Origin of the sequence: Streptomyces sp. NP-1717 (assembly GCF_022695985.1) — a bacterium.
Lineage (GTDB): Bacteria > Actinomycetota > Actinomycetes > Streptomycetales > Streptomycetaceae > Streptomyces.
This window is the reverse complement of sequence record NZ_JAAPBF010000204.1, coordinates 1-13,141: the sequence shown is the minus strand read 5'-3', so window position 1 is coordinate 13,141 and position 13,141 is coordinate 1. Positions and strand designations below refer to the sequence as shown.

Genomic DNA, 13,141 nt, shown 5'->3' with positions numbered 1-13,141 from the left:
GAGCGGCCGGGCTGGTCGGGATACCGCTGGTCCTGGGTGAACCCCTCCGGAGCGGAAGCGGGTGTGCCCTCGGGAGCGGCAACCGGCACGGGAGGTACGGACGGGGCGGACGGGACCGCTGTGCCCTCGTTCTCGGTGCTCACAGTCTTTTACTCCTCGGTTCCACATCAGTCTTCGGCAAGAGTTCCGCTGTTTTCCGCCGCGTTCGGTCGTCGGCGTACGCCTTTTCGGCATGTACACGTTCTCGTATGTCGCTGCCCTCAGCTTTTCCCACAGCACGTCAGACCACGGTAAGCAGGACCTGTGCGTCTCCCCGCCATCCTTTATTACGGGGCAAACCAGACGCATCCGCAGGACGGCTCCGAAGGGGCACCGCCCCACGCTTACCCCGTCTCGGTGACACCATGGCGGGGTGACTCACGCACGGCAGCCCAGCATCCAGGTCGTCGCCCACCGAGGAGCCTCCGAGGACGCCCCTGAACACACTCTGGCCGCTTACAAGAAGGCCATCGAGGACGGCGCCGACGCACTGGAATGCGATGTACGGCTCACCGCCGACGGGCACCTGGTGTGCGTACACGACCGGCGCGTGAACCGCACCTCCAACGGACGCGGCGCCGTCTCCGCGCTGGAGCTCGCCGATCTGGCCACCCTCGACTTCGGTTCGTGGAGGGAGACCATGGAGACCACGGGGAGCGAGGAGAGTCCCGACTGGAAGGACCGCTCCCTCACCTCCGTACTGACGCTGGAGCGCCTGCTGGAACTCGTCGCCGACACCGACCGGCGCATCGAGCTGGCCATCGAGACCAAACATCCCACCCGCTGGGCCGGACAGGTGGAGGAGCGGCTGCTCCACATGCTGGCCCGCTTCGGGCTCGACGGCACGGGGCCCGGCACCTCGCCCGTGCGTATCATGAGCTTCTCGGCCAGGTCGCTGCACCGCGTCGCCGACGCGGCGCCGCAGCTGCCCACCGTCTATCTGATGCAGTTCGTCTCGCCCCGGCTGCGTGACGGGCGGCTGCCGGCGGGCGCCCGGATCGCGGGGCCCGGCATCCGCATCGTGCGCAACCAGCCGGGCTATGTGGAGCGGCTGCACAGAGCGGGGCACCGTGTCCATGTCTGGACGGTGAACGAGCCGGAAGACGTCGAACTCTGCGCGAGCCTCGGAGTGGAGGCAATCATCACCAACCGCCCCAAACAGGTGCTGTCCCAGCTCGGACGCCTTGACTGACTTGTCAGGGATTCGGACACACCGGGTGTGACTGGGAGTGCACCGGCGCGTTCGGTAAGTGTTCGACCTTGTTGAGTGCGTCACTGACCCTCCCTTGGCCGGTTTCCGGTCCAGGCCATCGGGGCATTCACACCGTGGCGTGGGGCAAAGGAGGTCTCGGGGGTGGCGTTTGTGGTGGCACAGGAAGTGCCCACGTCGTCGAGCATGGCCGTTCCCCATGGCCCTGCGGGCGTGGGACAGGCAAGGCATCGGATGCGCGAGCAGTTGCGCGACCGAGGCGTGTCCGACGCGGTCGTCGACGACGCCGTACTGATCCTCTCCGAACTGCTCAGCAACGCGTGTCGGCACGGCCGGCCGCTGGGGCGGGCGGAGGTCGGCGACGGCGACGTGCGCGCCGCCTGGGAGGTCGACCCGGCGGGCCGGCTGACCGTCGAGGTGACGGACGGCGGCGGCCCGACACGACCGGTTCCGGCCACCCCCTCGGTCACCGCGCGCGGCGGCCGCGGTCTCAACATCATCACCTCGCTCGCCCAGGACTGGGGCGTGAGGGACAGCGCGTCCGGCGAGGTCACGGTGTGGGTCCTCGTCACCGAAGGACACCGCCGCGACGATTTCGCTACGCGCGTCAACGTGCCGGAACTCGACTTCACCGACACCTTCGACGACCTCGGCTGACGCACTCCCGGTCACCGGCGGCGCACCGCACGGCGCTCATCGGGACCCGTACGCGCACTCCCACCGGCCCTGCCCCGATGGGGCGTTGCGCCCACGGCCGCAGGCGGTACGGCTAGGCTCGCGCCCGACACCGCACTGCCGCTATCGGGAGAAGCCCACCATGGCCAAGAAGCGCCCCCAGACCAAGGCCGCGAAGGCTCAGTCCGCGAAAGCTCAGCTCACGGACGGGCCGATTCCGGTCGTGGGGGCCCGCGAGCCCTGCCCGTGCGGCTCGGGCCGCCGCTACAAGGCCTGTCACGGCCGGGCCGCCGCACAGGCCGTCACCGAGCTGGTCCAGCGCCCCTTCGAGGGGCTGGCCGGCGAGTGCGACTGGATCGCGCTGCGCGAGCTGGTACCCGCCGCGACCGCGGAGCTGACCCTCAAGGGTGGCCTGCCTGACGGCGTACCGTCCGTGACGCTCGCGACCGTCCTGCCGATGGCCTGGCCCGCGCTGCGCCGCGACGACGGCTCCGTACTGCTCGCGCTCCAGAACGACACCTCGTCCGGCGACCTCAGCCGCGACCTGGCCGACACGCTTCAGCGCGCGCTGAGCGCCGAGCCCGGCAATCCGGTCGCGGCGCAGCGCGTCCCGGCCGACGGGCCGCGCCTGCAGGACCTGCTCGACCCGGAGGCCGCGTTCGCGCCGGTCGTCCACCCCGGCTTCGAGTTCTGGGTGCCCGACGCCGAGAACGCGACCCCCGAGGTGTCCGCCTCGCTGGAGCGCGCCAACGCCGCCGCGATCCCGACGGTGAAGCTCGCCGGAGCGGACGCCGCGTACTGGTGCGAGACGCCGGACAAGAACCATCTGCGCTGGGTCATGCCGCACCCCGAGGAGAAGCTGCTCGACGCGCTCGCGCGGCTGCACGCCGCCGGTACGTCGAGCCTCGGCGAGGGGACGCGACTGGTCGGTTCCTTCCGGGCGCACGGGCTGACGGTGCCGGTCTGGGACCTGCCCAGCGCGATGCGCGCCGAGGACTGCGAGAAGCCGGCGGCGGAGCTCCAGGAGCGGCTGACCGCGGCCCTGGCGGTGGACGCGCCGCTGACCGGGGACGAGCGCAGGGCGCGCGGCGGTCTCACCAACCGCCAGGTGACCCTCAGCTGAAGCTCAGGAAATTCGTCGCCCACGGTGACAGTCGTCACAACTGCCCGTACCGGCAAGTAATTTCTTGTCCGAATACATCAGATCGAATTTGCTAACCGCCGATCTCTTGTTACCGTTCTAGAAGCCCGGTCGCTGGTGCATCCCCCGTCGCCAGCGACCGGGCGTCCGCGTTCCCGGAGGCTGTTCCTGCAATTTCCGGAGTGGAGACTGCAGAGTTGTCGTGCCGCTCGCGACCGCCCCGGGCCGTCGGTTCCGCCGAGTGCCGGGATCGCTCAACCAGCGGACGTAGCAGTCGAGTTGCTGCCGGACCTGAGCAGCAGCGGCCCCGTCCCGTCGGCGCTTCCCGCGAACTCCGCCACCGCCCGGTACCGCGCGGGCTTTCCCGCCGTACGTTCACGCGGAGTTTCACAAGAACCCGGCTCATCGCCGTCTTCGACCGGGCAGTGGGACTGCACGGTCCGCCCGCCGGGACCCATCAGACTGAGCACGGAACTCAATTTCCCGCCCGACGCATTCCGGTAGTACGTTCGGCCCCAGGTGTCCCCGTTCTCGGTGAGTACACAGGTCGGGGCCTCGATCCCGTCACGCGACGTGAGCGCCGGTCCGCAGTGCTCGACGGCCGCCGTGCCGGCGTTCTCCGCCTCCTGGAGCGCGGCCGGGGGCGCCTCCGGGGGTGCGGTCCGCTGAACCGCGGGGCGGTAGGTGGCATCGGGCCCGGAGCGGGCGCCGGGGCCACCCGCGGGGCCCGCCGAGGCGGCAAGCGGCAGCAGGGCGGTGACCACCACCACGGTGGCGAGCCCGATCACACGAGGATTCATGGGGCCCACCTGCCGGGGAGATCTTGACGGTCGGCCGAAGATACCGGCGGAATCGGGCCACCCGGAGCGCCGCGCGCCCATTTCCCCTACAACGCGGGCCACCTCGCACCCGTACGAGTGACGGAACGGACGAGAACCGGGCCGCACCCCATGGGCGCGACCCGGTTCCGGTCAGTATGCGAAGCGCGGCAGGAGGCTCAGTAGGCGAGCCGGCTGCCGCCGTCCGGTGCGCTCGTGCTCGCCTCGACCAGCGCGTCCACGACCGCCTCCACGTCCGGCAGCCACGGCGACGCCGAGCCGGGCAGCGGCGCCCGCTCCCAGCGGACCTGACCGCCGACCGCCGCGGACGGCGGGAGCACCAGATAGCCGCCCTCGCCGTGGAAGCGGAGCGAGCTGGGCACCCAGTCCTTGGCGAAGAGCAGCTCACCGAGCCGTTCCAGGGTGTACGGGGCGACCAGCAGCGACCAGCGGGTGGGGGTCGCCACGACCGGGCCGAGGCGCATACCCATCTCGTCCAGTGCCACCAGCGCACGCTCCCCGGCGGCCGCGGGCAGACTCACCGCGCACGGCGCGGTGCCTCCCGTGGCCATCACGATCGGGGCCGTGGGCCGGTTGGCCCACCACCAGCGCACCATGCGCTCGTCGGTCGTCGCGGCCAGCAGGCCGGGATCGAAGGGGTGCGCGCCGGGTACGGCGCACTCGGGGTCCGGGCAGGCGCAGCCGCGGCCACGATCGCCCCGGCCGCCGGACGTCTTCAGGCCGGCTCCGGGAAGTACGGGCCACTGCCACGCCGTGGCGCACGTGAGCGCCGCTTCGAGTGGGGCAGGCATCCCCTTGCGCCTGAACAGGAGCCTGCGTCGCCTTCCGAGGATCTCGCGCATGAGCGCTCGTTCCTTTCCGTTGAACGCCGAGGTCCACATGCCACACCGGTCAATCTGTGTGCATGGCTTCACTGTGCGTATCGCTGTGCGTACAGTCGACGCGTGTCGTCGACGCTCCGCCGCCCCCGTGGACAGGGCACAGTCGGACTTTGCCAGCCTGCGGCTGGGCTCACCGCTCCTGGGCCGAACGCGGTCTGTCTTTCACTAACCCGTGGCGATGGGTGGCGCACTCGATGGGCTGTCGTCGCGCTGTGACAGCCCCGCCGTTCCGGGATGGCGCGCGGGCTACGGCGGGTAAGACGCCGAAGCCGTCCGTCAGGTTCCGGGGCAGTCCCAACTGCCCTTGTCCGTCACCGTTCACGTACCCATCACGTGCTGGATGACGCTCCCCCTCGATGTCGCCTGCGCTTCACCGGGGAGGCCCCTGTCGAGTTCCCTCAGTCGATCGCAGAATACAGCGTTGGGAGCATTTTCTCGCCAAGTTGAACGTAGCGCAGACACCAGCTGTTCCGCCGGGACAATGCTGGACATCGCCTCAGTTGTGCGTGTACATGTGGATGCACTGATAGTGGCGCAGAATCACGCGGTGGTTTGCGATGCTATTGCGCGAAACGCACCAGTCAGAAAGCCGGTTGCCATGAGCGCTCCGCACATGCCGAAAGTGGCTGGAATCGATTCCGTAGTTCCGGCTCCCGCGCACACTGTCGCGCCACTCGACGAGCCCCCCGGCGCACCCGTGATCCTGATCCAGGACCGCCTGGCCGGCTGGGTCTCCGACCTGACCACCCTCCACGAACTCACCGAACGCCTGGCCAGGACCGGTTCGGTGGACGCGGCGCTCAACGAGGTCGTCCGGGCGGGCGCCGCCCTCGTCGGCTCCTCGCGCGGTCTGGTCGTCCTCGAACCGGCGGCCCGGGCGGACGAGCACATTCCCGGCACCTCCGTAGGACTCGGTCTCAGCCACGCGGACCTCGGCCAGCTGGAGACCGTACCGCGCGGGGCGTCCTCCTACGGAAGGCTGCTCGACGACACCGCGGAGCCCGCCGCGGCGGCCGAGTCCGTCGGCGACGTGCTCGGCGACCCGGACCTCGACCCGCTCCACCGCGAAGTGGCCCTGCGGCTCGGCTACAGCGCCACGTACGCGGTCTCCCTCGCGACCGGGACAGCGGGCCGGATCGGGGTCGCGGTCTGGTTCTACGACGAACCCGCCGAACCGGTCGAAAGACAGCGCCATCTGGTGGGTCTCTACGCGCGGTACGCCGCCGAGCATCTGGCGCGCCTCCTGGAGCTGGAGACCGCCCGCGCCCGCGAGGCCACGATCGCCGGCGAACTGCTGCCCAGCCGGCTCCCCCGGGTGCCCGGCGTGCGGCTCGCCGTACGCCACCGTACGAGCGGGTACGGCGGCGGCGACTGGTACGACGCGCTGCCGCTGCCCGAGGGCGCGCTGGGGCTGGCCGTCGGCTCGGTCAGCGGAACGGGGCCGAGCGCGCTCGCGGCCATGGGACGGCTGCGCGCCTCCCTGCGGGCGTACGCGGTGATGGAGGGCGAGGACCCCGTCGCGGTCCTGTCCGACCTCGAACTGCTGCTGCGGCTGACCGAACCGGCACGCAGCGCCACCGCGCTCTTCGCCTACGCCGAACCGGCGCTGCGCAGGATCGTGCTCGCCGGGGCCGGGCACGCGCCGCCGCTGATCGTGGGGGAGCGGCGTACCGAATTCGTCGAGACGACCCTGTCGGCGCCGCTGGGGATGCTGTCCTGCTGGGAGGCGCCGAGCGTCGAGCTGTCACCCGCGCCAGGAGAAACGGTGCTGCTCTACACGGACGGCCTGCTGCGGCGCACCGGCGGCCCGATGGACCGGGCTTACGCGCGGCTGCACGCGGCGGCCGCGAGCGTCCCCAGGAGCATCAGAGGTGATCCGGGTGCGGTCGCCGACCATGTACTGCGGGTGGTGCTGCCGGACGGAGCGGGCCCCGGCGCACCCTCCGTGGGAGGCGCGAACGGAAGCGGGGAGGACGTCGTGATCCTCGCCGCCCTCTTCGAGTAGAGACGCCCTCTCCGGACGAAGCGGACGGAATCCCTCCGGGGCGGTCCGGCCTCCGGTCACGTTGTCCACAGGCCCCCTGGTCTGTCCCCCGTACAGACATACGATGGTGCCGGGACCCGAAAGGTCCAATGTCGTACATGAGGAGGCAGACCGTGGCCGAGGAGCTCATCCCGGAAACGCCGGAGACCCCGGAGACCCTGGGAAATCCGGACACAGTGCTCGATGGCGCCGACGAGGCGTCGGCCGAGAAGCCCGTCAAACAGCGCAAGAACGGCCTGTACATGAGCGTGTCCGACGAGCTGGCCGAGAACATGAAGTCGGGCTGGGCCGACACCGAGCTCCGCGATCTGGAGCCCGTCGCACAGGCGCCGTACGCGGCGGCCCGCCGTGCCGCGCTGTCCGCGCGCTTCCCGGGCGACCGCCTGGTGATCCCCGCGGGCGGCCTGAAGACCCGGTCGAACGACACGGAGTACAGCTTCCGCGCCTCCACGGAGTACGCGTACCTCACCGGCGACCAGACGGAGGACGGCGTCCTCGTGCTGGAGCCGGAGTCCGGCGGCGAGGGCCACCGGGCGACCATCTATCTCACTCCCCGCTCCAACAGGGAGAACGGCGAGTTCTGGCTCGACGGCCGCCAGGGCGAGCTCTGGGTCGGGCGCCGGCACTCGCTCGCCGAGGCCGAGCAGCTGCTCGGCCTGCCGGCGAAGGACGTGCGGGAGCTGGTCGGCGCGCTTCGCGAGTCGACGGGCCCGGTGCGGATGGTCCGCGGGCACGACGCGTCGATCGAGGCCGCGCTGACCGACAAGGTCACGGCGGAGCGCGACGCCGAGCTGCGCGTCCATCTGTCCGAGGCGCGCGCCGTGAAGGACGAGTTCGAGATCGGCGAGCTCCAGAAGGCCGTCGACGCGACCGTCCGCGGCTTCGAGGACGTCGTACGGATCCTCGACAAGGCCGAGGCGACCAGCGAGCGCTACATCGAGGGAACGTTCTTCCTGCGGGCCCGCGTCGAGGGCAACGACATCGGCTACGGCTCGATCTGTGCCGCCGGCCCGCACGCGACCACCCTGCACTGGGTGCGCAACGACGGGGACGTGCGCGCCGGCGACCTGCTGCTGCTCGACGCGGGCGTGGAGACCCACACCCTCTACACCGCCGACGTCACGCGCACCCTGCCGATCAACGGCCGGTTCGACGCGTTGCAGCGCAAGATCTACGACGCGGTGTACGAGTCGCAGGAGGCCGGTATCGCCGCGGTGAAGCCGGGGGCGAAGTACCGGGACTTCCACGACGCGTCGCAGCGGGTGCTCGCCGAGCGCCTCGTCGAGTGGGGCCTGCTCGACGGACCGGTCGAGCGGGTCCTGGAGCTCGGTCTCCAGCGCCGCTGGACGCTGCACGGCACCGGGCACATGCTCGGCCTGGACGTCCACGACTGCGCGGCGGCGCGCACGGAGGCGTACGTGGACGGGACGCTGGAGCCCGGTATGTGCCTCACCGTGGAGCCGGGGCTGTACTTCCAGGCGGACGACCTCACGGTGCCGGAGGAGTACCGGGGCATCGGCGTCCGGATCGAGGACGACATCCTCGTCACCGAGGACGGCAACCGGAACCTGTCGGCGGGGCTGCCGCGTACGTCCGACGCCGTGGAGGCGTGGATGGCGGCCACCAAGCAGGGCTGAGCCGGGAGGCTTCCTGGGCCGTGTCCGACACATAGCGCCGTCCGCCTGCAAGGCGGGGCGAGCGGCGCGCGCGCCAGGCGGGATGTGTCGGACACGGCCCGGGCCCGGGCGCGCGAGAGGCGCGGCCGGGCCGGGGAGTGCGGCGTTCGGACTCCGTGCGGCCCGGTGCGGTGTGGTCTCAGACTCCGGCGGCCGTGCCGGGCAGTGCCACCAGCGGGGTCTCCTCGCGCCACTTCAGGATCTTGTCGAAGCTGATCACCGCGCCCCGGCCCGGCCGGTTCCGGCAGTGGACGTGGTCGGCCAGCTGCTCGATCAGTGAGAGCCCCCGCCCGTCCTCGGCGGTGAAGGGGGCGAGGGCGGTGGGCCGCCGCAGGGCTCTCCGGGCGGGGAATCCCGGCCCTGAGTCGGCCACCTCGATACGGCACCTCTCGCCGTCCAGATACGCGGTCACCCGGTACGCCTCCGAGGACCGGGAAGGGTCGTCGCCGGGGCCGCCGTCACCGCCGTGTTCGACGGCGTTGGCACATGCCTCGCTCAGTGCGACGGACAGATCGAAGGAAATGTCGGGGTCGACGCCCGCGGTCTCCATCGTGCCGATCAGAAGACGGCGCGCCAGCGGAACGCTCGCGGCTTCGCGCCGCAAATGGAGGGACCACCAGATGCTCATGCTCCAGCCTCCTGGCCACAGCTCGACATACCGATACGTATTGCCCCTGTAGGCGTGTCGTAAGCACATCGGCCGTGTGAAACAACCCATTCGGCGGAAGCGCGTGGCCTGTCCGCCGTTGTAAGGGACAGAGGGTGATCTTCCGGACCTGCCGTACGAAGCCGCCTGCCCCAGTGCGATGATGACCCGGCCATGTCTGATCGTGTCGCACACGCCGGAGCCGGTCTGCGGCTCCTGAGGGCCGCGGTGTTCACCGCGGTCTGTGTCGTGCTGTCCGCGACCGGACATGTACTCGCGGCCTGTCAGGCCGTCCCCTGGTGGACGCTCGTCGCCGGTTTCGCCGGTGTCCTCGCCGTGGCCGTGCCGCTCGCGGGCCGCGTCCGTTCGCTGCCCGCCATCGCGCTCGCGCTGACGGGTGGACAGCTCGCGCTGCACGCCCTGTTCGGGATGAGCCAGCACCACCTGACGATGCGCGCCGGTGCCGACGACGTACTGGTCCGCATGGCGGCGAAGCTGATCTGCGGGGCCGGTCCGGCGTCGCTGAGCCCGGGGGACGCGCGCCGCATCGTGACCGACGCCGGGATCGACCCCGCCACGGTCTCCGGGGCCTCCGGCGCTCTCGCGCAGGGCGGTCACCTGCACGGTACGGCCGCCCGGGCCACCGACGGGGCCTTCGGCGCCGCCGCGGTGCTGCCCGAGCTGCCCACCCTGCCCATGTTCCTCGCGCATCTGCTGGCCGCCCTCGCGCACGTCGGCGTGCAGCCGGTCGGCGAGGCCGCCAAGGGCGGTTACGCGACGGTCAACTTCAAGGTGCCGAACGAGCGTGACGACGCCTCGACCGTCAAGCTCGAGGTGAACTTCCCGACCGAGCACCCGCTGGCGTCGGTGTCGCCGCAGGCCGTGCCCGGCTGGAAGATCGCCGTCACCAAGAGCAAGCTCGACAAGCCGATCGAGATGCACGGCAAGCAGATCACCGAGGCCGTCTCGAAGGTGACCTGGACCGCCACGGGCGACAGCAAGGTCGCGCCGGGCTACTTCCAGCAGTTCCCGCTCTCCATCGGCCAGCTGCCCGAGGACGCGGACCAGTTGGTCTTCAAGACCCTCCAGACGTACGACAACAAGGAAGTCGTGCGCTGGATCGACGCGCCGACGGAGGGCGCCGAGCCCGAGAGCCCCGCGCCGGTACTGGCACTGACCGCCGCCACCGAGGACGGCCACGGCGCCGCGGCCGGTGCCGAGGACGACGACGCCAAGGGCGGCGCCGAGCACGCCTCGGACAAGAGCGACGGCGAGGACGCCACCGAGCACGCGGCGTCGTCCGACAGCAGCGACGGCACCGCGCGCGCCCTCGGCGTCGCCGGCATCCTCATCGGCGCCGCCGGTGTGGCCTTCGGCGTCCTGGCCGGGCGCCGCCGTACCTCCTCCGCCGGGACTCCGGCCACCCCCGCCAGCTGACCGTCGGGCGCGGGCCCGCCGCCGGGCCCGCGCCCGCCACCCGTACTCCACCAATGGGAACTACCTCCATGCGCAAGAAGACCCTGCTCACCGCCGCCGCACTCACGGCGGTGGCGGCACTCACCCTGTCCGCCTGCGGAAGCGGCGGCGACGACGCCGCGTCGAAGCCCGTGGCCGACGTCTCCGCACAGCCGAAGACCGAAGCGGCGACCGTGCTCGACAAGCCCTTCGAGAAGCCGGACCTCGTCCTGAAGGACACCGAGGGCAAGACGTACGACTTCCGTGAGGAGACCAAGGGCAAGCCGACGCTGATCTACTTCGGCTACACGCACTGCCCCGACGTCTGCCCCCTGACGATGAGCAACATCGCCATCGCCAGGAAGGCGCTCCCCAAGGCCGACCAGGACAAGCTCCAGGTCGTCTTCATCACCACCGACCCCGAGCGCGACACCTCCGCCGAGCTGGCCAAGTGGCTGCCGAGCGCGGGCGATCCGTCGTTCGTCGGCCTCACCGGCGACTTCCCGACCATCCAGGCCGGCGCCCGCCAGGTCGGCATCGGTATCGAGCCCGCGACCAAGGAGAAGGACGGCAGCGTCGTCTCCATGCACGGCGCGCAGGTCATCGCGTTCTCGCCGAAGACGGACGGCGGTTACGTCCTGTACGGCGAGGACACGACGGCCGACGACTACACGAAGGATCTGCCGAAGCTCATCAAGGGCGCGACCCCGTGAGCGGGCGCGGCGGCCGTCGCGTCGCCGGGGCGGTGCTGATGTCACTGGCGTCGGCGGTCGCGCTGGCGGGGTGCTCGTCGGCGGACGCCTCGGAGGACCGGCCTCAGTTGAAGGTCACCGGGGCCTTCATGCCGCAGCCCGTCGGCGACATGGCGTCCGGCTTCCTGACCGTGACCAACAGCGGCGGCGCGGCGGACAAGCTCGTGTCCGTCACCAGCGACGTCTCGGACGACGTCACGATCCACGAGACCAAGGACCAGCGGATGCGGCAGGTGAAGTCCTTCGACATCCCGGCCGAGGGCGAGCTGACCCTGGACCGCGGCGGAAACCATCTGATGTTCATGGGCCTGAAGAAGAAGCTCGTACAAGGCCAGCGGATCTCCGTGGAACTGCGCTTCGAGAAGGCCGACCCGATCGAGGTCGACCTTCCCGTGAAGGAGACCACATACAACCCCACGCGGCACTGAGGGACTGACCCACCATGACGGCCACCGCCCCCCGCATACGGCAGCTTCCGCTCGTACGGCTGCTGTTCGTCACCGCCGCGCTCCTCTGCGGCCTCTTCGGCACCCTTTCCGGTACGGCGTCGGCGCACGCCGCGCTGACCGCGAGCGATCCGAAGGACGGGGCGGTGGTCGACGTCGCTCCCAAGGACGTCACGCTCACCTTCTCCGAACAGATCGCCATGGGCGACGACTCCATCCGGGTCCTCGACCCGAGCAGCAAGCGCGTCGACGTCGCGAAGATGCGCGATCTGAGCGGGGGCGGCACGGTGCGGTACGCCGTCGGCCTGAAGCCCGGGCTGCCGGACGGCACGTACACCGTCGCCTGGCAGGCGGTCTCCGCCGACAGCCACCCCGTGTCCGGCGCGTTCACCTTCTCCGTAGGAGCGCCGTCGGAGACCACGGCCACCGTGCCCGACCAGGAGGCAGGCGGCGGAGCGGTCGGCCTCCTCTACGACACGGTGCGCTATCTGTCGTACGCGGGGTTCGTCCTGCTCGTCGGCGGGGCCGCCTTCATCCTCGCGTGCTGGCAGCGCGGCGCGTCCGTACGGCCGCTGCAACGGCTCGTCGTCGGCGGCTGGGTCACCCTGACCGCCGCGACGCTCGTCCTCCTCCTACTGCGGACTCCGTACACCGGGTCCGGCAAGCTGGGCGACGCGTTCGACCTCGGTGGGCTCGCGGACGTACTGGACACCAAGACGGGAGCCGCGCTCGTCTCGCGGCTGCTGCTGCTCGGCGCGGCGGCGCTCTTCATCGCGGTGCTGTTCGGCGCGTACGCGAAGCGCGTGACGGAGACGGGTTCCGGGGCGAGGGCCGGAGCGGAATCCGATGACGGCGACGAGGAGGGCCCGGGCGGCGTGGGCTCCGAGGCGGAGAAGGCGAAGGCCGACCTCACCTTCGGGCTGGGCCTCGGCGGCACGGTCGTCGCCGCCGGGATCGCCGGGACGTGGGCCCTGTCCGAGCACGCGTCGACCGGGATCCAGACCGGTCTCGCCATGCCCCTCGACGTGCTGCACCTGCTGGCCGTGGCCGCCTGGCTCGGCGGCCTCGTGTCGCTGCTGACCGCGCTCCACCGGACGCCGGACATCGAACGCGCCGCCGTGCGACGCTTCTCCCGGATCGCCTTCACCAGCGTCGTCGTGCTGGCCGTGACCGGGCTCTACCAGGCGTGGCGGCAGGTCGGCTCGTGGTCGGCGCTGACCGACACCTCGTACGGACAGCTCCTGCTGGCCAAGGTCGCGCTGATCGCCGTACTGCTCGGTGCCGCCTGGTTCTCACGGCGCTGGACGGGGCTGCTCGGCGAGCGGACGACGGCCGGG

At 71.1% G+C, this 13,141-nt stretch carries 12 protein-coding genes; 9 read left to right on the top strand and 3 right to left on the bottom strand.

Annotated elements, in window-relative coordinates; all coding sequences use genetic code 11:
* The first annotated feature begins 412 nt into the window (after positions 1-412).
* The 3 genes from GXP76_RS28590 to GXP76_RS28580 all read left to right on the top strand — a co-directional run bounded on the left by GXP76_RS28590 (position 413) and on the right by GXP76_RS28580 (position 3,047).
* On the top strand, positions 413-1,231 hold the full coding sequence (locus tag GXP76_RS28590; protein WP_242574505.1) for a glycerophosphodiester phosphodiesterase: 819 nt from the start codon (positions 413-415) through the stop codon (positions 1,229-1,231).
* Positions 1,232-1,348: 117 nt separating this feature from the next.
* Positions 1,349-1,906, top strand: coding sequence for an ATP-binding protein (locus tag GXP76_RS28585; RefSeq protein WP_242574509.1), 558 nt, complete (start codon positions 1,349-1,351; stop codon positions 1,904-1,906).
* A gap of 160 nt (positions 1,907-2,066) precedes the next feature.
* Positions 2,067-3,047, top strand: coding sequence for a DUF5926 family protein (locus tag GXP76_RS28580; protein WP_242574504.1), 981 nt, complete (start codon positions 2,067-2,069; stop codon positions 3,045-3,047).
* Between the two features lie 272 nt (positions 3,048-3,319).
* Here GXP76_RS28580 and GXP76_RS28575 read toward each other — a convergent pair whose 3' ends face one another.
* Positions 3,320-3,865, bottom strand: coding sequence for a hypothetical protein (locus tag GXP76_RS28575; protein ID WP_242574503.1), 546 nt, complete (start codon positions 3,863-3,865; stop codon positions 3,320-3,322).
* A gap of 197 nt (positions 3,866-4,062) precedes the next feature.
* Positions 4,063-4,746, bottom strand: coding sequence for a bifunctional DNA primase/polymerase (locus GXP76_RS28570; protein WP_242574502.1), 684 nt, complete (start codon positions 4,744-4,746; stop codon positions 4,063-4,065).
* Between the two features lie 520 nt (positions 4,747-5,266).
* Between GXP76_RS28570 and GXP76_RS28565 the strand changes: the two genes are divergently transcribed.
* The gene (locus tag GXP76_RS28565) at positions 5,267-6,790 is read left to right on the top strand and encodes a PP2C family protein-serine/threonine phosphatase (RefSeq protein ID WP_242574501.1); all 1,524 of its coding nucleotides are present in this window, start codon (positions 5,267-5,269) and stop codon (positions 6,788-6,790) included.
* Positions 6,791-6,942: 152 nt separating this feature from the next.
* The gene (locus GXP76_RS28560) at positions 6,943-8,466 is read left to right on the top strand and encodes an aminopeptidase P family protein (RefSeq protein WP_242574508.1); all 1,524 of its coding nucleotides are present in this window, start codon (positions 6,943-6,945) and stop codon (positions 8,464-8,466) included.
* Between the two features lie 178 nt (positions 8,467-8,644).
* Here GXP76_RS28560 and GXP76_RS28555 read toward each other — a convergent pair whose 3' ends face one another.
* The gene (locus tag GXP76_RS28555) at positions 8,645-9,133 is read right to left on the bottom strand and encodes an ATP-binding protein (RefSeq protein ID WP_242574500.1); all 489 of its coding nucleotides are present in this window, start codon (positions 9,131-9,133) and stop codon (positions 8,645-8,647) included.
* Between the two features lie 714 nt (positions 9,134-9,847).
* Here GXP76_RS28555 and GXP76_RS28550 point away from each other — a divergent pair.
* From GXP76_RS28550 to GXP76_RS28535, 4 genes are all read left to right on the top strand, one after another.
* On the top strand, positions 9,848-10,588 hold the full coding sequence (locus GXP76_RS28550) for a YcnI family protein (protein WP_242574507.1): 741 nt from the start codon (positions 9,848-9,850) through the stop codon (positions 10,586-10,588).
* 68 nt (positions 10,589-10,656) lie between these two features.
* Positions 10,657-11,319, top strand: coding sequence for an SCO family protein (locus GXP76_RS28545; RefSeq protein ID WP_242574499.1), 663 nt, complete (start codon positions 10,657-10,659; stop codon positions 11,317-11,319).
* 38 nt (positions 11,320-11,357) lie between these two features.
* Complete coding sequence (locus GXP76_RS28540) at positions 11,358-11,786, top strand: copper chaperone PCu(A)C (RefSeq protein ID WP_242574506.1); 429 nt, start codon at positions 11,358-11,360, stop codon at positions 11,784-11,786.
* 14 nt (positions 11,787-11,800) lie between these two features.
* A partial coding sequence (locus tag GXP76_RS28535) for a copper resistance CopC/CopD family protein (RefSeq protein WP_242574498.1) occupies positions 11,801-13,141 on the top strand: 1,341 nt, incomplete at its 3' end.